Origin of the sequence: Pseudomonas entomophila, assembly GCF_029478665.1 — a bacterium.
In the GTDB taxonomy this organism is placed as follows: Bacteria; Pseudomonadota; Gammaproteobacteria; order Pseudomonadales; family Pseudomonadaceae; genus Aquipseudomonas; species Aquipseudomonas entomophila_F.
On sequence record NZ_JARPQB010000003.1, the window covers coordinates 61,460 to 85,848 of the forward strand.

Annotated in this window: 18 protein-coding genes; 16 read left to right on the plus strand and 2 right to left on the minus strand. The window is 65.4% G+C overall.

The window, feature by feature from the left end:
- Positions 1-235 precede the first annotated feature (235 nt).
- From arcD to P5705_RS02480, 14 genes are all read left to right on the plus strand, one after another.
- Complete coding sequence (arcD, locus tag P5705_RS02415; protein ID WP_277459414.1) at positions 236-1,663, plus strand: arginine-ornithine antiporter; 1,428 nt, start codon at positions 236-238, stop codon at positions 1,661-1,663.
- 31 nt (positions 1,664-1,694) lie between these two features.
- Entirely contained in the window at positions 1,695-2,948 is a 1,254-nt protein-coding gene (gene arcA / locus P5705_RS02420) for an arginine deiminase (protein ID WP_277459415.1), read from the plus strand.
- Between the two features lie 69 nt (positions 2,949-3,017).
- Complete coding sequence (locus P5705_RS02425) at positions 3,018-4,028, plus strand: ornithine carbamoyltransferase (protein ID WP_277459416.1); 1,011 nt, start codon at positions 3,018-3,020, stop codon at positions 4,026-4,028.
- Between the two features lie 131 nt (positions 4,029-4,159).
- Complete coding sequence (gene arcC, locus P5705_RS02430; protein ID WP_277459418.1) at positions 4,160-5,089, plus strand: carbamate kinase; 930 nt, start codon at positions 4,160-4,162, stop codon at positions 5,087-5,089.
- Positions 5,090-5,145: 56 nt separating this feature from the next.
- Entirely contained in the window at positions 5,146-5,514 is a 369-nt protein-coding gene (locus P5705_RS02435; protein ID WP_277459419.1) for a DUF5064 family protein, read from the plus strand.
- A 163-nt stretch (positions 5,515-5,677) separates the two neighbouring features.
- Positions 5,678-7,186, plus strand: coding sequence for a sigma-54-dependent transcriptional regulator (locus P5705_RS02440; RefSeq protein ID WP_277459420.1), 1,509 nt, complete (start codon positions 5,678-5,680; stop codon positions 7,184-7,186).
- Positions 7,187-7,433: 247 nt separating this feature from the next.
- Positions 7,434-11,015, plus strand: coding sequence for a S8 family serine peptidase (locus P5705_RS02445; RefSeq protein ID WP_277459421.1), 3,582 nt, complete (start codon positions 7,434-7,436; stop codon positions 11,013-11,015).
- A complete protein-coding gene (locus P5705_RS02450) occupies positions 11,005-12,504 on the plus strand; it encodes an MBL fold metallo-hydrolase (RefSeq protein WP_277459423.1) in 1,500 nt (499 codons plus the stop codon). Before P5705_RS02445 ends, P5705_RS02450 begins: the two co-directional genes overlap by 11 nt.
- A gap of 265 nt (positions 12,505-12,769) precedes the next feature.
- A complete protein-coding gene (gcvH, locus tag P5705_RS02455; RefSeq protein WP_277459424.1) occupies positions 12,770-13,153 on the plus strand; it encodes a glycine cleavage system protein GcvH in 384 nt (127 codons plus the stop codon).
- An 11-nt stretch (positions 13,154-13,164) separates the two neighbouring features.
- Entirely contained in the window at positions 13,165-16,020 is a 2,856-nt protein-coding gene (gene gcvP, locus P5705_RS02460) for an aminomethyl-transferring glycine dehydrogenase (protein ID WP_277459425.1), read from the plus strand.
- A 142-nt stretch (positions 16,021-16,162) separates the two neighbouring features.
- Complete coding sequence (locus tag P5705_RS02465; RefSeq protein WP_277459426.1) at positions 16,163-17,539, plus strand: L-serine ammonia-lyase; 1,377 nt, start codon at positions 16,163-16,165, stop codon at positions 17,537-17,539.
- A 26-nt stretch (positions 17,540-17,565) separates the two neighbouring features.
- Positions 17,566-18,687, plus strand: coding sequence for a glycine cleavage system aminomethyltransferase GcvT (gene gcvT / locus P5705_RS02470; RefSeq protein ID WP_277459427.1), 1,122 nt, complete (start codon positions 17,566-17,568; stop codon positions 18,685-18,687).
- Between the two features lie 347 nt (positions 18,688-19,034).
- On the plus strand, positions 19,035-19,244 hold the full coding sequence (locus P5705_RS02475; RefSeq protein ID WP_011535493.1) for a cold-shock protein: 210 nt from the start codon (positions 19,035-19,037) through the stop codon (positions 19,242-19,244).
- 97 nt (positions 19,245-19,341) lie between these two features.
- Complete coding sequence (locus tag P5705_RS02480) at positions 19,342-19,830, plus strand: RDD family protein (RefSeq protein WP_277459428.1); 489 nt, start codon at positions 19,342-19,344, stop codon at positions 19,828-19,830.
- A 125-nt stretch (positions 19,831-19,955) separates the two neighbouring features.
- Here P5705_RS02480 and lptG read toward each other — a convergent pair whose 3' ends face one another.
- On the minus strand, positions 19,956-21,017 hold the full coding sequence (gene lptG / locus P5705_RS02485; protein ID WP_248917285.1) for an LPS export ABC transporter permease LptG: 1,062 nt from the start codon (positions 21,015-21,017) through the stop codon (positions 19,956-19,958).
- Positions 21,010-22,125: an LPS export ABC transporter permease LptF gene (gene lptF, locus P5705_RS02490; protein ID WP_240065508.1), complete on the minus strand. Its 1,116-nt coding sequence runs from the start codon at positions 22,123-22,125 to the stop codon at positions 21,010-21,012. The genes lptG and lptF overlap by 8 nt, the downstream gene beginning before the upstream one ends.
- Positions 22,126-22,415: 290 nt before the next feature.
- Here lptF and P5705_RS02495 point away from each other — a divergent pair, with 290 nt between their 5' ends.
- Both P5705_RS02495 and P5705_RS02500 read left to right on the plus strand, forming a co-directional pair.
- Positions 22,416-23,909 carry a leucyl aminopeptidase gene (locus P5705_RS02495; RefSeq protein WP_277459429.1) on the plus strand — a complete coding sequence of 498 codons (1,494 nt, stop codon included), beginning with the start codon at positions 22,416-22,418 and terminating at the stop codon, positions 23,907-23,909.
- Positions 23,910-23,956: 47 nt separating this feature from the next.
- A complete protein-coding gene (locus P5705_RS02500; RefSeq protein ID WP_277459430.1) occupies positions 23,957-24,385 on the plus strand; it encodes a DNA polymerase III subunit chi in 429 nt (142 codons plus the stop codon).
- The last annotated feature ends 4 nt before the right edge of the window (positions 24,386-24,389 follow it).

The window sequence follows — 24,389 nt, forward strand, 5'->3', positions numbered from 1 at the left end:
GCGAAAACCCTAAAACGGTCTAACTTCACAGTTCGCAGGCGAAACGGAGCGTTTGCTCTAGAAGGACACGGAGGTGCCAGCGCACAAGGCCTGCGCCAGAGCTGTCGGCATCCTCCAGGAGGCGCATGAAGGATTTTTCTGATCTTCATGCGGGCATGAACTGATCTAAGTCAGCGAATGATCCAGGCGTCAGATTTATTCTGAGGTCAACTTTCTCCTGGTATGGAGTCGTTAAATGTCTGATTCTCCCGGAAAACTAAAACTCGGTGCACTTGTTGCACTTGTCGTCGGCTCGATGATCGGTGGCGGGATCTTCTCGTTACCACAGAACATGGCCGCCAGCGCTGGCGTTGGGGCCGTGCTGATCGGTTGGGCCATCACCGCGGTGGGCATGCTCACCCTCGCCTTCGTCTTCCAGACCCTCGCCAACCGCAAGCCTGACCTCGACGGCGGGGTGTACGCCTATGCCAAGGCCGGCTTCGGCGACTACATGGGTTTCTCTTCCGCCTGGGGCTACTGGATCAGCGCCTGGCTGGGCAACGTCGGCTACTTCGTGCTGCTGTTCAGCACCCTGGGGTACTTCTTCCCGGTGTTCGGTGAAGGCAACACCCCGGCGGCGGTGATCGGCGCCTCGGTCCTGCTGTGGGCAGTGCACTTCCTGGTGCTGCGCGGCATCAAGGAAGCCGCCTTCATCAACCTGGTCACCACCGTGGCCAAGGTCGTGCCGCTGGCGCTGTTCGCCCTGATCTGCCTGTTCGCCTTCAAGCTCGATGTGTTCACCGCCGACATCTGGGCGCTGGGCACACCTGAGCTGGGCAGCGTGATGAACCAGGTGCGCAACATGATGCTGGTCACCGTGTGGGTGTTCATCGGCATCGAGGGCGCGAGCATCTTCTCCTCCCGTGCGGAAAAACGCTCCGACGTCGGCAAGGCCACGGTCATTGGCTTCGTCACCGTGCTGCTGTTCCTGGTGCTGGTCAACGTGCTGTCGCTGGGCGTGATGACCCAGCCGGAACTGGCCAAGCTGCAGAACCCGTCGATGGCCGCCGTGCTTGAACATGTGGTCGGCCACTGGGGTGCGGTGCTGATCAGCGTCGGCCTGATCATTTCGCTGCTGGGCGCCCTGCTGTCGTGGGTGCTGCTGTGCGCCGAGATCATGTTCGCCGCCGCCAAGGACCACACCATGCCGGAGTTCCTGCGCCGCGAGAACGCCAACCATGTGCCGGCCAACGCCCTGTGGCTGACCAACGCCATGGTGCAGATCTTCCTGGTCATCACCCTGTTCTCCAACAGCACCTACCTGTCGCTGATCTACCTCGCCACCTCGATGATCCTGGTGCCCTACCTGTGGTCGGCGGCCTATGCCTTCCTGCTGGCCTGGCGCAGCGAGACCTATGAACAGGCCCTGGCCGAACGCAAGAAAGACCTGATCATCGGCGGCATCGCCCTGGTCTACGCGATCTGGCTGCTGTACGCCGGCGGCGTGAAATACCTGCTGCTCTCGGCCCTGCTCTATGCCCCTGGCGCGATCCTGTTCGCCAAGGCCAAGCGCGAGGTCGGCCAACCGATCTTCACCAACGTGGAAAAACTGATCTTCGCCGCCGTGGTCGCGGGCGCCCTGGTGGCGGCCTACGGCCTGTATGACGGCTTCCTGACGCTCTGAACCACGACTTCGCTTTACAGGAGGATTCACCATGTCCACTGAGAAACAGCAATACGGCGTTCATTCCGAAGCCGGCAAACTGCGCAAAGTGATGGTCTGCAGCCCGGGCCTGGCGCACAAGCGCCTGACCCCGAGCAACTGCGACGAACTGCTATTCGACGACGTGATCTGGGTCGACCAGGCCAAACGAGACCACTTCGACTTCGTCACCAAGATGCGCGAGCGCGGCGTCGACGTGCTGGAAATGCACAACCTGCTGACCGACATCGTCCAGCAACCCGAAGCGCTGAAGTGGATTCTCGACCGCAAGATCACCTCCGACACCGTCGGCGTCGGCCTCACCAACGAAGTGCGCAGCTGGCTCGAAAGCCTGGAGCCACGCAAGCTGGCCGAGTTCCTGATCGGCGGCGTGGCCGGTGACGACCTGCCCGACAGCGAAGGCGCCAGCGTGATCAAGATGTACCGCGACTACCTGGGCCACTCCAGCTTCCTGCTCGACCCGCTGCCCAACACCCAGTTCACCCGCGACACCACCTGCTGGATCTACGGCGGCGTCACGCTCAACCCGATGTACTGGCCGGCGCGACGCCAGGAAACCCTGCTGACCACCGCCATCTACAAATTCCACAAGGAATTCACCGGCGCCGACTTCCAGGTCTGGTACGGCGACCCCGACAAGGACCATGGCAAGGCCACCCTCGAGGGCGGCGACGTGATGCCGATCGGTAAAGGCATCGTGCTGATCGGCATGGGTGAGCGCACCTCGCGCCAGGCCATCGGCCAACTGGCGCAGAACCTGTTCGCCAAGGGCGCGGTGGAGAAAGTCATCGTCGCCGGCCTGCCGAAGTCCCGCGCCGCGATGCACCTGGACACCGTGTTCAGCTTCTGCGACCGCGACCTGGTCACGGTCTTCCCGGAAGTGGTGAAAGAGATCGTGCCGTTCATCATCCGCCCGGACGAAAGCAAGCCTTACGGCTTGGACGTGCGCCGCGAGAACAAGTCGTTCATCGAGGTGGTCGGCGAACAGTTGGGGGTCAAGCTGCGCGTGGTCGAGACCGGCGGCAACAGCTTCGCCGCCGAGCGCGAACAATGGGATGACGGCAACAACGTGGTGGCAGTCGAGCCCGGCGTGGTCATCGGCTACGACCGCAACACCTACACCAACACCCTGCTGCGCAAGGCCGGGATCGAGGTCATCACCATCAGCGCCGGCGAACTGGGCCGGGGCCGCGGCGGCGGCCACTGCATGACCTGCCCGATCGTCCGCGACCCTATCGATTACTAACGCCCATCGCACCCGGCCGCCCCCACAAAGCAGCGGCCGGGCACCTCACCGAATCCAAGGAGAACCGTCATGGCGTTCAACATCCATAACCGCAACCTGCTCAGCCTCGAACACCACAGCACCCGCGAGCTGCGCTACCTGCTGGACCTGTCCCGCGACCTCAAGCGCGCCAAGTACACCGGCACAGAACAGCAGCACCTGAAGGGCAACAACATCGCCCTGATCTTCGAAAAGACCTCGACCCGCACCCGCTGCGCCTTCGAAGTCGCCGCCTATGACCAGGGCGCCAACGTCACCTACATCGACCCCAACTCCTCGCAGATCGGCCACAAGGAGAGCATGAAGGACACTGCCCGCGTGCTCGGGCGCATGTACGACGCCATCGAATACCGTGGCTTCAAGCAGGAGATCGTCGAGGAGCTGGCCAAGTTCGCCGGCGTGCCGGTGTTCAACGGCCTGACCGACGAGTACCACCCAACGCAAATGATCGCCGACGTGCTGACCATGCGCGAGCACAGCGACAAGCCGCTGCACGACATCAGCTACGCCTACCTGGGCGACGCCCGCAACAACATGGGCAACTCGCTGCTGCTGATCGGCGCCAAGCTCGGCATGGATGTGCGCATCGCCGCGCCCAAGGCGCTGTGGCCCCATGACGACCTGGTCGAGCGTTGCCATAAATACGCCGAGGAAAGCGGCGCGCGCATCACCCTGACCGAAGACCCGAAAGCCGCGGTCAACGGCGTGGACTTCGTCCACACCGACGTCTGGGTGTCGATGGGCGAGCCGATTGAAGCCTGGGGCGAGCGCATCAAGCTGCTCAAGCCCTACCAGGTGAACAAGGAACTGATGAAGGCCACCGGCAACCCGCGCACCAAGTTCATGCACTGCCTGCCGGCGTTCCACAACTCCGAAACCAAGGTCGGCAAGCAGATCGCCGAGCAGTACCCGGACCTGGCCAACGGCATCGAAGTGACCGATGACGTGTTCGAGTCGCCGGCCTGCATCGCCTTCGAGCAGGCGGAAAACCGCATGCACACGATCAAGGCGATCCTGGTGTCGACCCTGGCCGACCTGTAACCCCACGCCCCCCCTGTAGGAGCCAGCCTTGCTGGCGAACCGGCCCACCCCGATGCCGACACATGCCATGGCATTCGCCGGCAAGGCCGGCTCCTACAGGGACCGCGTCACTCATCAGAAGGACATTCCCCATGCGTATCGTTGTTGCTTTGGGCGGCAACGCCCTGCTGCGCCGCGGCGAGCCGATGACCGCCGACAACCAGCGCGCCAATATCCGCACCGCCACCGAGCAGATCGCCAAGATCCACCCCGGCAACGAGCTGGTCATCGCCCACGGCAATGGCCCGCAGGTCGGCCTGCTGTCGCTGCAGGGGCTGTCGTACAAGCCGGATGAAGCCTACCCGCTGGACGTGCTCGGTGCCGAGACCGAAGGCATGATCGGCTACATGATCGAACAGGAACTGGGCAACCTGCTGGCCTTCGAAGTGCCCTTCGCCACCCTGCTCACGCAAGTCGAAGTGGACGCCAACGACCCGGCGTTCAAGGATCCGACCAAGTTCATCGGCCCGGTCTACGCCAAGGACGAGGCCGAGCGCCTGGCCAAGGAGAAAGGCTGGGTGGTCAAGCCCGACGGCGACAAGTACCGCCGCGTGGTGGCCAGCCCGAAACCCAAGCGCATCTTCGAGATCCGCCCGATCAAGTGGCTGCTGGAGAAGAGCAGCATCGTGATCTGCGCCGGCGGCGGCGGCATCCCCACCATGTACGACGAAAACCGCAAGCTCAAGGGCATCGAGGCGGTGATCGACAAGGACCTGTGCTCGGCGCTGCTGGCCGAACAACTGGACGCCGACCTGCTGATCATCGCCACCGACGTCGACGCGGCGTACATCGACTGGGGCAAGCCGACCCAGAAGGCCATTGCCCAGGCACACCCCGACGAGCTGGAACGCCTGGGCTTCGCCGCAGGCTCCATGGGGCCGAAGGTCCAGGCCGCCTGCGATTTCGCCCGCAACACCGGCAAGGTCGCGGTGATCAGCTCGCTGGAGAACATCGAGGACATCGTCAAGGGCACCGCCGGCACCCGGGTTTCCACCAGCAAGCCCGGTATCAGCTACCGTTGAATGCAGTTGGCGGGTGCCCGGCACCCGCCGCTTTCAACCTTCCGGAGGATTCCGCCATGGCCCAGTATCAACCCGGTCACGTGCATATCGAGCGCACGGCGCTGAACAAAAACGACCACAGCTACGACCTCAATATCGAATACGAGGCAGCGACCGACCCCAAGGAAGGCAGAGGTATCCAGTTCCGCCTGCATGGCAGCATCGAAGGCAAGACGGTGGACGAGAAGTTCTTCCTGGCCAAGGACCAGGTGCTGCCCAGTTTCTTGAGCGTCACCACGCGCAAGGCCCAGGCTTACCTGGCCCCACCGAAGAAGTTCGAGACCCTTGGCTCGCCGCACAAGCTTTACGACGCGATGTTCGAGGACATTCGCGCCAAGCTGGATGTGAAATCGGGCGACCCGATCAAGCCTGAGCATCTGGAGTGATCCTCGGGGTCCCTTTTCGGCACAAGGCCGCTCCTACAGGTACGTGCGATCCCTGTAGGAGCGGCCTTGTGTCGCGAAAGGGGCGCACAGCGCCCCCGGCAATGTTGGGCTAGCCCCGGCTCCCAAGGCATACTACGGCCTCCCTCGGCCATAATTGCCCCCCATGCGCATCCACGTCAGCTTCATCGACCGCGTCGGCATCACCCAGGAAGTCCTGGCCCTGCTCGGCGCCCGCAACCTGAACCTCGATGCCGTGGAGATGGTCCCGCCGAACGTCTACATCGACGCCCCCACCCTCAGCCCCGCCGTGCTGGAGGAACTGCACGACGCCCTGTTCGAGGTGCGTGGCGTGCAGTCGGTGGAAGTGGTCGACATCCTCCCCGGCCAACGCCGCCACCTGCAGCTCGACGCCCTGCTCGCCGCCATGAGCGACCCGGTGCTGGCCGTGGACAGCGCCGGCAAGGTGCTGCTGGCCAACCCCGCGCTGATCGCCCTGTGCGGCCGCGAATCGGCCGGGCGCTCGGTGGGCGAGCTGTTCGGCGACCCCGACCTGCTGCAAGCGTTGCTGGACAACAACTTCCACCTGCCCATGCGCGAGATGCAGCTCAATGGCCAGAGCCTGCTGCTCGACGCCACGCCGATCACCCACGCCGGCGGCCTGCTGACGCTGTACCCGCCCAACCGCATGGGCGAGCGCCTGTCGGCCCTGCACCACGACCACGCCGAAGGTTTCGACGCCATGCTCGGCGACTCCCCGGCGATCCGCACCCTCAAGGCCCGCGCCCTGCGCGTGGCCACCCTCGACGCGCCGCTGCTGGTGCATGGCGAGACCGGCACCGGCAAGGAGCTGGTGGCCCGCGCCTGCCATGCCATCAGCAGCCGCCACGCCGCGCCGTTCCTGGCACTCAACTGCGCGGCGCTGCCCGAAAGCCTGGCCGAGAGCGAGCTGTTCGGCTATGCCCCCGGCGCCTTCACTGGCGCGCAACGTGGCGGCAAGCCCGGGCTGATGGAGCTGGCCAACCAGGGCACGGTGTTCCTCGACGAGATCGGCGAGATGTCGCCGTACCTGCAAGCCAAGCTGCTGCGTTTTCTCAGCGACGGCAGCTTCCGCCGCGTGGGCGGCGACCGCGAAGTGAAGGTGGACGTGCGCATCATCAGCGCCACCCACCGCGACCTGGAGCGCATGGTCGCCGAGGGCACTTTCCGCGAAGACCTGTTCTACCGCCTCAACGTGCTCAATCTGCAGGTCCCGCCCCTGCGTGATCGCGGCCAGGACATCCTGTCCCTGGCGCAGTACTTCATGCAGCAGGCCTGCACCCAGATCCAGCGCCCGCCCTGCCGCCTGGCCGCGGCCACCCATCCGGCGCTGCTGGGCAACCCCTGGCCGGGCAACGTGCGCCAGTTGCAGAACGTGATCTTCCGCGCTGCGGCCATCTGCGAAAGCAATGTGGTGGACATCGGCGACCTGGACATCGCCGGCACCTCGGTGGCCCGGGGCCAGGATGGCGAAGTGGCGAGCCTGGAGCAGGCGGTGGGGGATTTCGAGCGGGAGTTGCTGCAGCGTTTGTATGCCAGCTACCCCTCGACCCGGCAGCTGGCCGGGCGGTTGCAGACCTCGCACACGGCGATTGCCCAGCGGCTGCGCAAATACGGCATCCCCGGCAAAGCCTGACACTGGAACCACTCGACTTGACGCAACCTCTGTAGGAGCGGCTTCAGCCGCGATCACCCGCGAAGCGGGTGCCACGCACCGTGGTGCCTGCATCGCGGCTGAAGCCGTTCCTACAAAGGACGCGACGGCGCTCTGACCAGGACCGGCTACGCTGAAGGCACCCTGCCATCAACCTGCGCAGGGAGATTTGCCGCGAACAGGGAGGGACACCATGGCACAGGCGCTGCTGGTCAAGATTCGGGGGAACTTGAGCGACGGACACAGGCAGGGGCTGGCCGCCGCGGTCGGCGCGACGGACATGGAAGCGATCCTGACGATCCCCGCTCAACCAGGTATCGCCGGCGTGGCGCGCGCGCAGGGCTCGACCTGGTACCGTGCCCCCTTGCCGTTCACCAGCAACCCCTGGGACGCCGCCCATGCCATGCTGGCCCACGGGGCAGGTTTTGCCGCCACCGGCAGCACGCAGATCGAGTTTGTCGAACCGGACATCGAGCAAGCCTGGTTTACCGAGTCGCCAGCACCAGCGGCCGCGCTGGCCGCGGCGGCGTGTACCTTTCACCCCCAGGACAAGTCAGGCCAGAAGGCCGTGGTAAAGGATGACAACCAATGGCACCTTGAAGACCGCTTCTCGCAGCTGGGCGCTGCACGGAGCAAGGTCGCCAGGGACCAGCAGCAGGCCATCAGGATCGCGCACCTGGACACCGGCTACGACCCGAACCACGCCTCCCTGCCCCTGCACCTCGACAAGCAGAACCAACGGAATTTCCGCGACAGTGATCACCCCAACGACGCCACCGATCGCACACCGGACGGCTGGACGGCGGTCCGCAACCAGGGCCATGGCCATGCCACGCTGAGCCTCCTGGCCGGCAACGAAATCAACAACCCAGCCATCGCGCAGGGCTTTTCCGGCTTCGTCGGCGGCGCGCCACACGCCACCGTCATTCCCATTCGCATCGCCGACTGGGTCGTGCGCTTCTCGACCGGCAGCATGGTCCAGGGCTTCCAGTATGCGGTGCAACAGAAGGTGCACATCCTGTCGATGAGCATGGGCGGCCTGTCCTCCCGCGCCCTCGCCGATGCGGTCAACCTGGCCTACGAGCACGGCGTGTTCATGGTCACCGCGGCGGGCAACAACTACGCCTGGGCCCCGACACCCGGCTCGATCGTGTTCCCCGCCCGCTTCAAGCGCGTGCTCGCGGCCTGCGGGGTGATGGCCAACGGGCGCGCCTACGCCGGCCTCAGCCCGGGCACCATGCAAGGCAATTATGGGCCGGCGTCGAAGATGCAGACGGCGATGGGCGCCTTCACCCCCAACGTGCCCTGGGCCGAGTTCGGCTGCGGCAACCTGGTCAGCATGGACGGCGCAGGCACCTCCTCGGCCACGCCGCAGCTGGCAGCCGCCGCCGCATTGTGGATGGCCAGCCATCAAGCGGAACTTGCCAGGTACCCAGAGCCCTGGATGCGCGTCGAGGCAACGCGCGCGGCCCTGTTCGGGTCGGCCTTGGCCACCACCGGCGCCATGGACGCGGAAGAAACCCTCGAGAAGATCGGACGGGGCGTGCTGCAGGCGAACGCGGCACTGGGCATTGCTCCACCGGCTGAGGGCGTGCTCGTGAAAACCTCACCGGCAGAGCCCAGCTGGAGCTGGCTCAACCTGATCACCGGCGCTGGCGGCGTCTCGCTCGCCCCGGACCAGGCGTCAGCGGTCGAGCAGATGCTAGCGCTCGAATTGACGCAAATGGCGCAGCGCCATCGCGCAGTGGACCAGGCGCTACCCGATAGCGAAAGCGGCTCGGATGTGCCAGCGGCCTTGCTCAATCGCTACCTCGAGGCAGCACTCGATTCCGGCAATCCCTCAGCGCCCTTGAAAACCTTCCTCGAAAAGCATCTGGGCCGGAGCCAAGGCACCCCAGCCACGGGCCCCGTCACGGTAGCCGAGGGTCCGCGAATCGCACGCAAGACCAAGCAACTCCCCACCCCGCCACGGCGCCTGCGCGTCTATGCGCTTGACCCGTCCATCGCCAAGCAGCTGGACTCCGTCGAGATCAACGAGACCGTCATCAACGTCCCATGGGAGAAACTCGAACCCGGACCGGTGGGCGAGTACCTCGAAATCGTCGACATCGACCCCGCCTCCGACCGCCTCTACGACCCGGTGGACCTGAACGAGCCGAAGCTGCTGGCCCAGGATGGCTGGCCACCCTCCGAAGGCAACCCGGCCTTCCACCAGCAGATGGTCTACGCGGTGGCGATGAAGACCATCAGGAACTTCGAGGAGGCCCTGGGCCGGCGCGTGCTCTGGGCTTCACGCAAGGTCGCGGGCACCGGCGGGCAAGGCCAGCCGCACTACGAGCACCACAGCGTGCGCAGGCTGCGGATCTACCCCCACGCACTGCGCACCGAGAACGCCTACTACAGCCCCGACAAGGTGGCGCTGCTGTTCGGCTACTTCCAGTCCACCGCCACGGCGGACGGCGCCACTCCTGGCGGCAGCATGGTGTTTGCCTGCCTGTCCAGCGACATCATCGCCCACGAAATGTCCCACGCCCTGCTCGACGGCTTGCACCGCAGCTTCCAGGACGCCTCGAACCCGGACGTGCCGGCCTTTCACGAGGCCTTCGCCGATATCGTCGCGCTGTTCCAGCACTTCTCGATCCCCGAGCTGGTGCGTTTCCAGGTGCGCCAGGCCCGTGGCCGGCTGGACGCGGCGAAACTGCTGGGCTCCCTGGCCCAGCAGTTCGGCGAAGGGACCAACCGTGGCGGGCCACTGCGCGACTACCTCGCCAAGGGCGACAAGCCCTGCTACCCCGACGAATTGGAGGTGCACGCACGGGGCTCGATCCTCGTCTCGGCGGTCTATGAGGCATTCCTCAGCATCGTCGACCGCCGCACGGCGGATCTTGTCCGTATCGCCACCAACGGCAGCGGGTTGCTGCCCAGGGGCGCCCTGCTCCCCGACCTGGTCGAGCGGCTGACCGAAGAAACCTGCAAGACCGCCCGGCACGTGCTGCGGATGTGCATTCGCGCCCTGGACTACTGCCCCGCCGTCGACATCACCTTCGGCGAGTACCTGCGCGCATTGATCACCGCCGATATCGATCTGGTGGCCGTCGACCGGTTCCACTACCGCGTCGCCTTCATGGATGCGTTCCGCAAGCGCAACCTGCTACCAGCGGACGTGCGCACGGTCTCGGAAGAGTCCCTGGCCTGGGGCACGCTGGCCGATACGCAGCCGAAGTGGCTGAGCGCGCTGGTCAAGGACCTCGACTTCGGCTGGGACCTCAAGCTCGATAGAGAGGCGATCCACAGGCTCAACGAGACCAACCGCAAGACCTTGTGGGAGCGTCTCTCCAGGCTCCTCGAGCGCCACCCTGAACTGTATCCGGCGTTTGGCCTGCTTCCCGATGTACCGAAATACACGGAAGACGGAGAGATCGCAGAGCAGGCGAGCCCCGGCCGAACCAACTTCTCGGTTGCCAGTGTGCGCCCCGCGCGCCGTGTCGCCCCTGATGGCAGCTTTTTCACCGAGGTAGTGGCAACGGTCATGCAACGCCGGCGTGTCGCGCTGGACCCGAACGACCCGCAGGGGCCACAAATATGGTTCCGCGGCGGTGTCACGCTGATCATCGACCCGCGCCGCAACCACTGCGAGATCCGCTACGCCATCGTCAAGAACTGCGGCAGCGAGAGCCGCCTCGCCCGGCAGCGGCAGAGTGTCTTGGGCGGCGGCTTCGGTGCGTTGCAGTCCCTCTATTTCGCGAACACCCCGAGCGAGCCGTTCGCACTTCTGCACACCCACAACGGGGAGTTCGGCCATGCCCACTGAAAAGCCAGGCTTCACCATCCGCCACTACTGCCAGGGCATTGGCGACTGCCACCTGCTGCGCTTCGGCAAAGCCGATGGCGGCACCTGCTGGATGCTGATCGATTGCGGGATCCACACCGCCATCAAGGGGGGCTCGCAGATCATCGACGACATCGTCGACGACATCTACCAGCAGACCGGCGGCAAACTCGACATCCTGGTGCTGACCCACGAACATACCGACCACATCAGTGCCTTCCGCGAGTCCTCGAACCGCTTTTCGCGCTTCAGCGTCGGCGAGGTGTGGATGGCCTGGACCGAATCCCCCAGCGATCCCCAGGCCCGGCAACTGGACAGGTTCAAGCAGCAGGCCCTGAGCGCGCTGTCCGGCGCCAGCCGGCAGTTGCATGGCGTGAACACGGCAGGCACCCGCGCGTTTCGCGATGGCCTCGACCAGCTCCTGGCCTTCAGCTTCGGCGCCCAGGGTGAGACGGTACGCGCCATGCGCGATGCCGCCGCCAAGCTGGGCAAGGCAGGCGTCAAGTACCTGGAGCCCGCGCTCGCCCCCCTCGACATGCCCGGCGTACCGGCGGTCCGGGTGTACGTCCTGGCCCCCTCGCGAAACGCCGACTACCTCGACATCATCGACCGTGTCGGTGAGCGCTACCCAATGGCCAACAGCCTGCAAGGCCTGCGCACCGCCGAATCGCTCTCGAATGCGTTCCGCGCGGCGGCATCGGGCACCGGCTTCACCGACCCGACGGCGCCCTTCGACGCCAGCCAGGGCACCCCGCTGAGCGAACTGACGCGCCCAGGCAAGACGTTCAAGGCAGACGCCATCGGCCGTTTCGCCTATACGCACTACTACGGTCCAAGCGACCACTCCGACCTGCTCGACACAGGCAAGTCCGCGAACACCGTCGATACAAGCGCAACCGACCAATCCTGGCGCCGGATCGACCTCGACTGGCTTGGCGGCGCGGGCACACTGGCGATGCAACTCGACAACAAGATCAACAACACCAGCCTGGTCCTCGCCTTCGAGATCGTGGCGACCGGGCGCGTGGTGCTGTTCGCCGCCGACGCGCAGATCGGCAACTGGCTGAGCTGGCAGGATGCAACCTGGAAGATGCCCGACGGGACGACCGTGACCGGCCCAGACCTGCTGAAGCGCACGGTCTACTACAAAGTGGGCCACCACGGCAGCGAGAACGCGACTGCCAAGGCCAAGGGGCTCGAACTGATGACCAGCGAGGACCTGGCGGCCTTCATCCCCACCAATGCCCAGGACGCGGGCACGGTACGCTGGGGCCGGATGCCGTTCCCTTCCTTGCTGGCGGCCCTCGATAGCCAGTGTCACCAGCGGGTCGTGCGTGCCGATGACGCGCAACTTCTGCAAGGAACAGCGCCCTTCCAGGCGCCGTCCGGTTCAATCAAGGCGCTTCGGGTGGGCAGCGTCGGGCAGGGCAACGACCAGCGCCGCACCTGGATCGAGTTCGACGTGGCTTGACTGTATCGATTTCGATCCACCGTAATAAAATCATTCCAACAGGTTTCAGGTGCGTCTACGCAAGGGTTTGATCCTCCAGCGCTTTCGAATCGTTATCCATGTGTATCGATTTCATTCCACGCAGACGAATCGTATAACGAGAAATCAATTTAACTATCTGATTTACAAGGATATTTATAGTCTGGCCGCATTATTGCTAAGGGAATTCCAACCTTAAGAGCGTGGCCCAACCACGCCCAACGCCCCTGCTTCCCGAGGAATTCCCATGAGCGAGTTGCGTTTCACCGAAGATCACGAATGGCTGCGCGTCGAAGCTGACGGCAGCGTCACCGTAGGCATCACCGCCTACGCCCAGAACGCCCTCGGCGACGTGGTCTATGTGCAACTGCCGGAACTGCAGCAGTACGACAAGGGCGCCGAAGCCTCCACCGTGGAATCGGTAAAAGCTGCCAGCGGCGTGTACATGCCATTGACCGGTGAAGTGGTCGCCGTCAACGAAGGCCTGAACGACAGCCCCGAGCTGGTCAACGAAGACCCGCTGGGCGAAGGCTGGTTCTTCCGTTTCATCCCCGCCGACATGAACGACGTTGACGCCCTGCTCGACCAGGAAGCCTACGACCGCCTGCTCAAAGCCAACGACGACGCCTGAGGTACCGCACCATGACCATCAACCTCGGCACCGCCAACGAATTCATCGCCCGTCACATCGGCCCGCGCGCCGCTGACGAGCAAGCCATGCTCAACGCGCTGGGCTTCGACTCGCTGGAAGCGATGACCGCCGCCGTCATCCCCGACAGCATCAAGGGCACCAGCGTGCTCGGCAGCGAAGACGGCCAGAGCGAGGCCGACGCCCTCGCCGCGCTGAAAGCCATCGCCGGCAAGAACCAGCTGTTCAAGAGCTACATCGGCCAGGGTTACTACAACACCCACACCCCGGCGCCGATCTTGCGCAACCTTCTGGAAAACCCGGCCTGGTACACCGCCTACACCCCGTACCAGCCCGAGATTTCCCAAGGCCGCCTGGAAGCGCTGCTGAACTTCCAGACCCTGATCAGCGACCTCACCGGCCTGCCGATCGCCAACGCCTCGCTGCTCGACGAAGCCACCGCCGCCGCGGAAGCCATGACCTTCTGCAAACGCCTGTCGAAGAACAAGGCCAGCCACGCCTTCTTCGCCTCCGTGCACTGCCACCCGCAGACCCTCGACGTGCTGCGCACCCGCGCCGAACCCCTGGGCATCGAAGTGGTGGTGGGCGACGAGCGTGAACTGGGCGACGTCGGCGCCTTCTTCGGCGCCCTGCTGCAATACCCGGCCAGCAATGGCGACGTGTTCGACTACCGCGAGGTGGTGCAGCGCTTCCACGCCGCCGGTGCCCTGGTGGCGGTGGCCGCCGACCTGCTGGCCCTGACCCTGCTCACGCCGCCAGGCGAGTTCGACGCCGACGTGGCCATCGGCAGCGCCCAGCGCTTTGGTGTGCCGCTGGGCTTCGGTGGCCCGCATGCGGCCTACTTCGCCACCCGCGATGCGTTCAAGCGCGACATGCCGGGCCGCCTGGTCGGTGTGTCGATCGACCGCTTCGGCAAGAGCGCCCTGCGCCTGGCCATGCAGACCCGCGAGCAGCACATCCGCCGCGAGAAGGCCACCAGCAACATCTGCACCGCCCAGGTGCTGCTGGCCAACATCGCCAGCATGTACGCCGTGTACCACGGCCCGGCCGGCCTCAAGCGCATCGCCGAACGCACCCACGCGCTGACCGCGATCCTCGCCACCGGCCTGACCAAGCTGGGTATCAAAGTGGTCACCGGCGACTTCTTCGACACCCTGACCCTGGCCACCGGCAGCGCCACCACGGCCCTGCACGACAAGGCCCGCGCCAAGGGCATCAACCTGCGCCAGGTCGACGCCGCCCAGCTGGGCCTGTCGCTGGACGAGACCAGCAGCCAGGCCGATGTCGAGGCCCTGTGGCAGCTGTTCGCCGAAGGCCAGGCCACCCCGGACTTCACCGCCCTGGCCGCGACCGTCGCCGCGCGCCTGCCGGCCACCCTGCTACGCCAGTCGGCCATCCTCGAACACCCGGTGTTCAACCGCTACCACAGCGAAACCGAGCTGATGCGCTACCTGCGCCGCCTGGCCGACAAAGACCTGGCGCTGGACCGCAGCATGATCCCGCTGGGCTCGTGCACCATGAAGCTCAACGCCGCCAGCGAGATGATCCCGGTGACCTGGGCCGAGTTCGGCAACCTGCACCCGTTCGCCCCGGCCGAGCAGAGCCAGGGCTACCTGCAGATGACCACCGAGCTGGAAGCCATGCTCTGCGCCGCCACCGGCTATGACGCCGTGTCGCTGCAACCGAACGCCGGTTCCCAGGGCGAGTACGCCGGCCTCTTGGCGATCCGCGCCTACCACCGCAGCCGCGGCGACAGCCACCGCGACATCTGCCTGATCCCGTCCTCGGCCCACGGCACCAACCCCGCCACCGCGCACATGGCCGGCATGCGCGTGGTGGTCACCGCCTGCGACGCCCGCGGCAACGTCGACATCGACGACCTGCGCGCCAAGGCCATCGAACACCGCGAGCGCCTGGCGGCAATCATGATCACCTACCCGTCGACCCACGGCGTGTTCGAGGAAGCCATCGGCGAAATCTGCGCGATCATCCACGACAATGGCGGCCAGGTGTACATCGACGGCGCCAACATGAACGCCATGGTCGGCCTGTGCGCCCCAGGCAAGTTCGGCGGTGACGTCTCGCACCTGAACCTGCACAAGACCTTCTGCATCCCCCACGGCGGTGGCGGCCCGGGCGTCGGCCCGATCGGCGTCAAGGCACACCTGGCGCCGTTCCTGCCCGGCCACGCAGCACTGGAGAACACCCAAGGCGCGGTCTGTGCCGCGCCGTTCGGCAGCGCCAGCATCCTGCCGATCACCTGGATGTACATTCGCATGATGGGTGGCGCGGGCCTGAAGCGTGCCTCGCAGATGGCGATCCTCAACGCCAACTACATCGCCCGCCGCCTGGAAGAGCACTATCCTGTGCTGTACACCGGTGGCAACGGCCTGGTGGCGCATGAGTGCATCCTCGACCTGCGCCCGCTCAAGGACACCAGCGGCATCAGCGTCGACGACGTCGCCAAGCGCCTGATCGACTTCGGCTTCCACGCCCCGACCATGTCCTTCCCGGTGGCGGGCACGCTGATGATCGAACCGACCGAAAGCGAGTCCAAAGAAGAACTGGACCGCTTCTGCGACGCCATGATCCAGATCCGCGAAGAGATTCGCGCCGTCGAGAATGGCAGCCTGGACAAGGACGACAACCCGCTGAAAAACGCCCCGCACACCGCGGCGGAGCTGGCCGGCGAGTGGACCCATGGCTACAGCCGCGAGCAGGCGGTCTATCCGCTGGCAAGCCTGGTGGAAGGCAAGTATTGGCCACCGGTGGGCCGGGTCGACAACGTGTATGGCGACCGCAACCTGGTCTGCGCCTGCCCGTCGATCGAAAGCTATCAGGACGTCTGATAGCGAGTGTCGTCATCAGGGGCGCTCCGCGCCCCTTTCGCGGCACAAGGCCGCTCCTACAGGACGGCGCTGGCCTCTGTAGGAGCGGCCTTGTGCCGCGAAAGGGCCGCAAAGCGGTCCCAGATTCTTCAGGAGAAGTACCATGTCCCTGAGCGTCTTCGACCTGTTCAAGATCGGCATCGGCCCCTCCAGCTCGCACACGGTCGGCCCGATGCGCGCCGCCGCGCGCTTCGCCGAAGGGCTGCGCCGCGACGGCCTGCTGGCCAGCACGGCCAGCGTCAAGGCCGAGCTGTACGGCTCGCTGGGCGCCACCGGCAAGGGCCACGGCAGCGACAAGGCTGTGCTGTTGGGCCTCGAAGGCGAACACCCCGATACCGTTGACACCGAATCCATCCCCGCACGCCTGCAGGCGATCCGCGACAGCGGCCACCTGCGCCTGCTCGGCGAGCACGACATCGTCTTCGTCGAGAAGCAGCACCTGGCGATGATCCGCAAGCCGCTGCCCTACCACCCCAACGGCATGATCTTCCGCGCCTTCGACCAGGCCGGGCTGCAGATCCGCAGCCGCGAGTACTACTCGGTGGGCGGCGGCTTCGTGGTCGACGAGGACGCGGCGGGCCATGACCGCATCGTCGAGGACAGCACCGTGCTGCCCTACCCGTTCAAGACCGGCAAGGAACTGCTCGGCCATTGCACCGCGCAGCAGCTGTCGTTCAGCCAGGTGATGCTGGCCAACGAAGCCGCCTGGCGCCCGGAAGCCGAGACCCGCGCCGGCCTGCTGCGCATCTGGCAAGTGATGCAGGACTGCGTCGAGGCCGGTTGCCGCCACGAGGGCATCCTGCCCGGCGGGCTCAAGGTCAAGCGCCGGGCGCCGGCGTTGTATCGCCAGCTCAGCCGTCATCCGGAGGCGAGCTTGCGCGATGCGCTGTCGGTGCTCGACTGGGTCAACCTCTATGCCCTGGCGGTGAACGAGGAAAACGCCTACGGCGGCCGCGTGGTCACCGCGCCGACCAACGGCGCGGCCGGCATCGTCCCGGCGGTGCTGCACTACTACATGCGCTTCGTCCCCGGCGCCAGCGAGGACGGCGTGGTGCGCTTCCTGCTCACCGCGGCCGCCATCGGCATCCTCTACAAGGAAAACGCCTCGATCTCCGGCGCCGAGGTCGGCTGCCAGGGTGAGGTGGGCGTGGCCTGCTCGATGGCCGCCGGCGCATTGTGCGAAGTGATGGGCGGCACCCCGCAGCAAGTGGAGAACGCCGCCGAGATCGGCATGGAACACAACCTGGGCCTGACCTGCGACCCCATCGGCGGGCTGGTCCAGGTGCCTTGCATCGAGCGCAACGCCATGGGCTCGGTGAAGGCGATCAACGCGGTGCGCATGGCCCTGCGCGGCGACGGGCAGCACTACGTCTCCCTCGACAAGGTCATCCGCACCATGCGCCAGACCGGCGCCGACATGAAAAGCAAATACAAGGAGACCGCCCGCGGCGGTCTGGCCGTCAACATCATCGAATGTTGACCCGAATAAAAAACGAGGAGTCACCGATGTCCGAAACACTGCACAAGACCCCGCTGCACGCCCTGCACCTGGAACTGGGCGCGCGCATGGTGCCGTTCGCCGGCTACGACATGCCCGTGCAGTACCCGCTGGGCGTGCTCAAGGAACACCTGCATACCCGCGAGCAGGCCGGCCTGTTCGATGTCTCGCACATGGGCCAGATCATCCTGCGCGGCAGCGACGCCGCCCGCGCCCTCGAATCGCTGGTACCGGTCGATATCATCGACCTGCCGGTGGGCATGCAGCGCTATGCCATGTTCACCAACGACGAGGGCGGCATCCTCGACGACCTGATGGTCGCCAACCTGGGTGACGACACCCTGTTCCTGGTGGTCAACGCCGCCTGCAAGGACCAGGACCTGGCGCACCTGCGCAAGCATATCGGTGATCGCTGCGAGATCCAGCCGCTGTTCGAAGAACGCGCCCTGCTGGCCTTGCAAGGCCCGGCGGCGGTCAAGGTGCTGGAGCGCCTGGCGCCGGAAGTGGCCGGCATGACCTTCATGCAGTTCCGCCCGGTCAACCTGCTGGGCAACGCCTGCTTCGTCAGCCGCTCGGGCTACACCGGCGAGGACGGCTACGAAATCTCGGTGCCGGCCACCGCCGCCGAAGCCCTGGCCCGTCGCCTGCTGGCCGAGCCTGAAGTGCAGCCGATCGGCCTGGGCGCCCGCGACTCGCTGCGCCTGGAAGCCGGGCTGTGCCTGTACGGCCACGACATGGACAGCACCACCACCCCCATCGAAGCCAGCCTGCTGTGGGCCATCTCCAAGGTGCGCCGCGCCGATGGCGCGCGCGCTGGCGGCTTCCCCGGCGCCGACACCGTGTTCGCCCAGCAGCAGGCTGGCGTGGCGCGCAAACGGGTCGGCCTGCTGCCCCAGGAACGCACCCCTGTGCGCGAGGGCGCGCAGATCGTCGACCCGGCGGGCAAGGTGGTCGGCGAAGTGTGCAGCGGCGGCTTCGGCCCGACGCTCGGCGCCCCTGTCGCGATGGGCTATGTCGATACCGAACATGCGGCCCTCGACACGGCATTGTTTGCCGTCGTCCGTGGCAAGCAAGTTGCCCTTAAAGTCAGCAAAATGCCTTTCGTGGCACAGCGTTACTACCGTGGCTGAATGAGGGGTTTGGGCAGGTCCGACATATTCGTTTTCGAACCTGCCCAATAACTTCTGAACATAGCGCCAGGCCAGGCGCCACGCCGTTTCCGATAAATCGTTCGGTTATCGGGAAAAGCCTGATTTTCACCCGCCGGAAGGGCTTGTTTTTCGCTCAGGAGTTGGCGTAGAGTCACTGCACTGTGTTTGCATGGGTCGCAACAGTTCGTGACCTGGGCCAGTAGCCGCAATCCGCTACAACCCGTTCGACGTCTCTTACTTTCCTGCAACCCAGCCCAGTAATCTTTCACTTACAAAAGCGTGAAAGAAACTGTCATCAAAATTCAAGTTTCATAGGAAATAAGACAATGGCTGAGCGTCAGAACGGTACCGTCAAGTGGTTCAATGACGAGAAAGGTTACGGCTTCATCACCCCAGAAAGCGGTCCGGATCTGTTCGTCCACTTCCGCGCTATCCAAGGCAACGGCTTCAAGAGCCTGAAAGAAGGCCAGAAAGTGACCTTCGTTGCTGTGCAAGGCCAAAAGGGCATGCAAGCCGACGAAGTCATTCCTCAGTGATCTGACTTCCACAAAAAAGCCCCTGTGTTGACCCACAGGGGCTTTTTTGTGCGCGCAATTCCATAGAATGGGCCTTTGCCATCTGGAGCCGCCCTGCATGTCCAAGCCTCTGCTCAACCCCCAGGGTGATTTCCCACCGGTCGGCCTGGGTCGGCGCCTGGCCGCCATGTTCTACGACTTCCTGCTGTGCACCGCTTTGCTGATCGTCACTGCCGGTCTCTACAAAATGATCCAGATGGCGATCATCGGCGAGGCGCGCATGCGTGAGCTGACCGAGGCCGGCGCGCTGGATGGCGACCCATTGCTGTCGACGATCCTGCTGTTCGCCCTGTTCGGCTTCTTCGCCAAGTTCTGGACCCACGGCGGCCAGACCCTGGGCATGCAGGTGTGGGGCATGCGCGTACAGAACGCCGACGGCAGCGCCATCAGCCTGTGGCAGGCACTGCTGCGCTTCGTGGTGTCGATCGCTTCCTGGCTGTGCCTCGGGCTGGGGTTCTTCTGGACGCTGATCGACAAGCGCCAGCGCAGCTGGCACGACATCTATTCCGAAACACAGCTGGTGCGCCTGCCCAAACGCAAGAAGTAGCCAGCACAGATCCCCTGTAGGAGCCAGTCTTGCTGGCGAACCCTGGCCAGCCCCGGTTCGCCAGCAAGGCTGGCTCCTACAGGCAAAAAAAAGCCGACCCTGGGGTCGGCTTCTTGTTTGGCGGATCAGCCCGCCCGGCGCATCAACCACAAACCGGCCAGCGCGCAGATGCCCGCCGGGATCACCACCGCCAGCAACGGCGGGAAGCCGAACACCTGGCTCGATGGCCCCAGCAGATCACCCGCGATGCGGAACACGAAGCCCACCAGCACACCGGTGAACACCCGCTGGCCGAGGGTCACCGAACGCAGCGGGCCGAAAATGAAGGAGATCGCCATCAGCACCAGCGCCGCGGTCACCGCCGGCTGCAGGACCTTGGTCCAGAACGCCAGCCAGTAACGGGAGTTGTTCAGGCCCTGGTCGGACAGGTAGTGGATGTAGTCCCACAGCCCGGTGATCGACAGCGACTCCGGTGCCAGCACCACGGTATTGAGCAACTCCGGGGTCACCGACACGTCCCAGACTTCTTCAGGCGCATTGATCACTTCGGTGTGGTCGCCACGGAAGTACGTGGTGGCCACATCGTTCAGCACCCACTTGCCGTCCTGGTACTGCGCCCGACGCGCGAAGCTCGAGGTCTGGATCTTGCGCTGCTCGTCGAAGCGATAGCGGGTCACGCCCAGCAGCAGGCCGTTGGGCTGCACCGAGTTGATGTGCACGAACTCCTCGCCCTGGCGGTGCCACATGCCACGCTTGGAGCTCTGCGCCTCGCCACCGCCCTGGGCCAGCGAACGGTCGGCCTGGGCCTTGTTCTCGGTCACCGGGGCGACGTACTCGCCGATCAGAACACCAACCAGCATCAGCACCAGCATCGGCTTCATCACCGCCCAGACGATGCGGCCGATCGAAACGCCGGCGGCGCGCATGATGGTCAGCTCGCTGCTGCTGGCCAGGCTGCCCAGGCCGATCAGGCAGCCGATCAACGCGGCCATGGGCAGCATGTCGTAGAGCCGGCGCGGCGCGGTCAGCAGCACATAGCTGCCGGCGTCCATCACCGTGTAGGTGTCGCTCAGGTCGCTCATCTCGTCGATGAAGGCGAACAACGAGGCCAGGCCGAGGATGATGCCCAGCACGGCGAGAATGGCCAGCAGCACGCTCTGGCCGATGTAGCGGTCCAGTTTAACCACGGGCCACCTCCGCACGGCGAGCGGCGCGCTTGAGGCGCAGCGGCTCCCAGTACATCAGCCCCAGGCCGATGAGCAGGAACAGGCCATGGACCCACCAGATACCCAGCGAGATAGGCAGCTTGCCCTTCTCCAGGGCGCCACGCACGGAAATCAGCATCGTCAGATAGGCCATGTACAGGAGAATCGCCGGCAGCAGCTTGAGGAAGCGGCCCTGGCGCGGGTTGACGCGGGACAGCGGCACCGCCAGCAGCGTCACGACGAACACCAGCAGTGGCAGCGACAGGCGCCACTGCAGCTCGGCGCGTTCGCGCACGCCCGGGTTGCCGAACAGGTCGGAAGTCGGGATCGCTTCGCGCTCGGTCACCTCTTCGGCGACCTCCGGCTTGGGCAGCAGCACGCCGTAGGTGTCGTACTTGATCGCCCGGTAGTCGGCCTGGCCTGGGTTGCCGTCATAACGGTAGCCGTTCTGCAGCACCAGGTAGCGGTTGCCGTCGGCTTGCACTTCCTGGTGGCCCTTCTCGGCGACCAGCACCGACGGCGCACGGTCCTTGGTTTTGTCCTGGTTGAAGCGCTTCTCGGAGATGAACACCCCGGCCAGGTTGATGCGATCGTCGGACAGCTGCTCGGTGTAGGTGACCCGCGAGCCATCACGCAGGGTCTGGAAGCGGCCCGGCACCAGGGTGTCGAACTCGGTGAGCGCATCCTGCTGGGCAATGATCTTCTGCACCTGGGCCACGCCCAGGGGCGCCAGGCTCAGGCTCAGCCAGGCCACCAGCAGGGCGACCAGCGCCGCCGGCGCCAGGGTCATCGCCAGCAGGCGCTGCTGGCTCATGCCGGTGGCCGACAGCACGGTCATCTCGCTTTCGAGATACAACCGGCCATAGGCGAGCAGGATGCCGAGGAACAGCCCCAGGGGCAGGATCAGCTGCAGGAAGCCCGGCAGGCGGAAGCCCATGATCATGAACAGCACGCCCGGGTCGAGCACGCCCTGGGCCGCCTGGGCCAGGTATTTGATGAAGCGCCCGCTCATGATGATCACCAGCAGCACGGCGCTGACGGCGCTCAAGGTCACCAGGACCTCGCGGGACAGATAACGAAAGACGATCAAACCAGACACTCCTGGGTTGTCAGGGGCGGAAAGCCAAACGAACGATTCGGACAGCCAAGACCCATGCCGGTTCGCCAGGGGCGAACCTCCATGTAAAGTGCGCGCATTATCCTGTGATTGATGGCGCCTGTCACTTGGCCGCGCATGACGCCGCATGACGGGGTTGTCATCGAGGTCGCGGCAGGCTCAAACTGGCAGCTTTTCCGCTGGCCGGCATTGGCCGCCGGCGGCGTTTTCCGAGCGCCTGCAAAAGACAGCGCCCACTGACAGATCATTCGGGGACCCCAGACATGGAATTGGTTGTAAAAAGCGTAGCCGCTGTATCCGTCAAGACCGCGACACTGGTTGTACCGGTCGGTGAAGGGCGCAAGCTCGGCGCCACTGCAAAGGCCGTCGACCTGGCCAGCGAGGGCGCCATCAGCGCCGTGCTCAAGCGTGGCGACCTGGCCGGCAAGCCGGGCCAGACCCTGCTGCTGCACAGCGTGCCAGGCCTGAAAGCCGAGCGCGTGCTGCTGGTGGGCAGCGGCAAGGACGAGGCTCTCGGTGACCGCGCCTGGCGCAAGCTGGCCGCCAGCGTTGCCGGCGTGCTCAAGGGCCTGGGCGGCAGCGACGCGGTGCTGGCCCTGGACGACATCGCCGTGACCGGCCGTGACGGCCACTATGGCAAGTTCCGCCTGCTGGCCGAAACCCTGCTCGACAGCGACTACGTGTTCGACCGCTACAAGAGCCAGAAAGCAGAACCGCGCGCCCTGAAGAAGATCACCCTGCTGGCTGAAAAGGCTGGCCTGGCCGAAGCCGAACGTGCCGTGAAGCACGCCAGTGCCATCGCCACCGGCATGGCCTTCACCCGCGACCTGGGCAACCTGCCGCCGAATGTCTGCCACCCGAGCTTCCTGGCTGAACAGGCCAAGGGCCTGGGCAAGGCGCACAAAGGCCTCAAGGTCGACGTGCTGGACGAGAAGAAGATCAAGGAACTGGGCATGGGCGCGTTCTACGCCGTGGGCCAGGGCAGCGACCAGCCGCCACGCCTGATCGTGCTCAACTACCAGGGCGGCAAGAAGAGCGAGAAGCCGTTCGTGCTGGTGGGCAAGGGCATCACCTTCGACACCGGCGGCATCAGCCTCAAGCCGGGCGCCGGCATGGACGAGATGAAGTACGACATGTGCGGCGCCGCCAGCGTGTTCGGCACCCTGCGCGCCGTGCTCGAGCTGCAGCTGCCGATCAACCTGGTGTGCCTGCTGGCCTGCGCCGAGAACATGCCGAGCGGCGGCGCCACCCGCCCGGGCGATATCGTCACCACCATGAGCGGGCAGACCGTCGAGATCCTCAACACCGACGCCGAAGGCCGCCTGGTGCTGTGCGACACTCTCACCTATGCCGAGCGCTTCAAGCCACAGGCGGTGATCGACATCGCCACCCTGACCGGCGCCTGCATCGTCGCCCTGGGCAGCCACACCTCCGGCCTGATGGGCAACAACGACGAGCTGGTCGGCCAACTGCTGGACGCCGGCAAGCGCGCCGACGACCGCGCCTGGCAACTGCCGCTGTTCGATGAGTACCAGGAGCAACTGGACAGCCCGTTCGCCGACATCGCCAACATCGGTGGCCCGAAAGCCGGCACCATCACCGCCGGCTGCTTCCTGTCGCGCTTCGCCAAGGCGTACAACTGGGCCCACCTGGACATCGCCGGCACCGCGTGGATCAGTGGTGGCAAGGACAAGGGCGCCTCGGGCCGCCCCGTCCCGCTGCTGACTCAGTACCTGCTGGATCGCGCTGGCGCCTGATGCCCACGCCGGTGGCGCCCTGGCGCCACCGGCCGGCAGACCGAACCATGAGCCAAGTCGATTTCTACATCCTGCCCACCGACTCGCTGTCGGCGCGGCTGGATTTTGCCTGCAAACTCTGCGAGAAGGCCTGGCGCCTGGGGCACCGGGTCTACCTGCACTGCCAGGACGAGGCCCAGCGCCTCGAACTGGATGAACGCCTGTGGCGGTTCAAGGGCGAAGCCTTCATCCCCCATGACCACGCCGAAGCGCACCAGGATGCCAGCGTGGCCCTTGGGCTCGGCAACGACGCCGGTGAGCACCGCGACCTGCTGATCAACCTGGGCGGCCACGTCCCCGGGTTCGTCGGCCAGTTCGAACGGGTCGCCGAGATCGTCGTCGAGGAACCGGCCATCCGCCTGGCCGCACGCGAGCGATTCCGTTTCTACCGCGAACAGGGCTATGCTCTGCAAGACCACCGCTTACAGCGACTTTGACGAC